General features: G+C 40.7%; 1 protein-coding gene. It reads left to right on the top strand.

Annotated elements, in window-relative coordinates:
- Positions 1-109 precede the first annotated feature (109 nt).
- Positions 110-1327, top strand: coding sequence for an IS256 family transposase (locus DW251_RS09415; protein ID WP_177284388.1), 1218 nt, complete (start codon positions 110-112; stop codon positions 1325-1327).
- Positions 1328-1353: the final 26 nt, after the last annotated feature.

Here is a 1353-nt window from a genome sequence, read left to right as displayed (position 1 = left end):
GGGAGTATCCTAAAGTTTGTGTAAACCTCCAAACTGATGTAAGATAAAATTACTCAGTTTGGAGGTTATTTTTATGGCAAGAAGAAAAGACAGCCCACAAAAAGCTGCAATGAGAGAAATGATGCGTGACTATCTGAAAAATAATGATATCAGCATCAAAGATGGCACCGATGTTAACAGCATCATGCGTGACATGATGTCTGTCATTTTGGAAGGTGCTTTGGATGAAGAACTGGATGAAGAATTAGGATATTCCAAGTATGACTATCGAAACAAAGAAACAGACAATAGTAGAAATGGACATTCCAGCAAAACCATGCACACCAGTTATGGAGATATGGATGTGGCAATCCCAAGGGATCGTAATGGTGATTATGAACCTCAGCTGATTAAAAAATATCAGAATACCGTAACTCAGGACATGGAAGAAAAAATACTTTCCATGTATGCCAAGGGAATGACAACTGGAGACATTGAATCCCACATGCGTGAATTATACGATATTGATATTTCTGACAGCACAATCAGCCGGATCACAGACAAAATCCTGCCGATTGTAAAAGAATGGCAGGAACGCCCTTTGGAAGAAGTGTATGCTGTAGTATTTATGGATGCAATCCACTATCACGTCCGCAGTGAAGGACGTATTGTAAAACGTGCGGTTTACATTGCCCTTGGTATCGATATGAATGGGAAAAAAGATGTTCTTGGAATGTATGTTGGAGAAAACGAAAGTGCAAAGTTCTGGCTTTCTATCATGAATGGATTAAAAAACAGAGGCGTTGAGGATATCCTGATTGCATGCGTTGATGGTTTAAATGGATTTCCACAGGCAATCGAGGCTGTTTATCCAAAAACAGAGATTCAGCAGTGTATCATCCATCAGATCCGTAATTCAACGAAGTTTGTTTCATACAAAGACATCAAAAAACTGATGGCTGATCTGAAGCTTGTATATGCAGCTCCGACGGAAGAAACCGCTTTAAATGAACTGGAACTGTTCAAGGATAAATGGGATTCCAAGTACCCAAAAATCTATAAATCCTGGCATGATAATTGGGCAACCCTGTCCACTTATTTCAAATATCCGGAGGCAGTAAGACGGCTGATTTATACCACAAATGCCATTGAAGGATTCAACCGCCAGCTCCGGAAAGTGACTAAAAGCAAGGCGGTATTTCCGTCGGATGACAGCCTTTTGAAAATGCTGTATCTGGCAACCATGGATATCACGAAAAAATGGACCGGACACAGGCAGGACTGGGGACAGATCCATTCCCAGCTTGAAATTTATTTTGAAGAACGTCTGGCAGGGCGGAACCTGTAAAGCAGTCAATTTTAGGCAGGTTTTAT

Origin of the sequence: Clostridium sp. AM22-11AC, assembly GCF_003473545.1 — a bacterium.
Taxonomy (GTDB): Bacteria; Bacillota; Clostridia; order Lachnospirales; family Lachnospiraceae; genus Enterocloster.
This window is presented reverse-complemented; position numbering and strand designations above follow the sequence as displayed.

What these genes read in the sequence shown, in the direction of transcription:
- DW251_RS09415 (WP_177284388.1), top strand. Translation starts at nt 110, where the DNA reads ATGAGAGAAATGATGCGTGACTATCTGAAAAATAATGATATCAGCATC.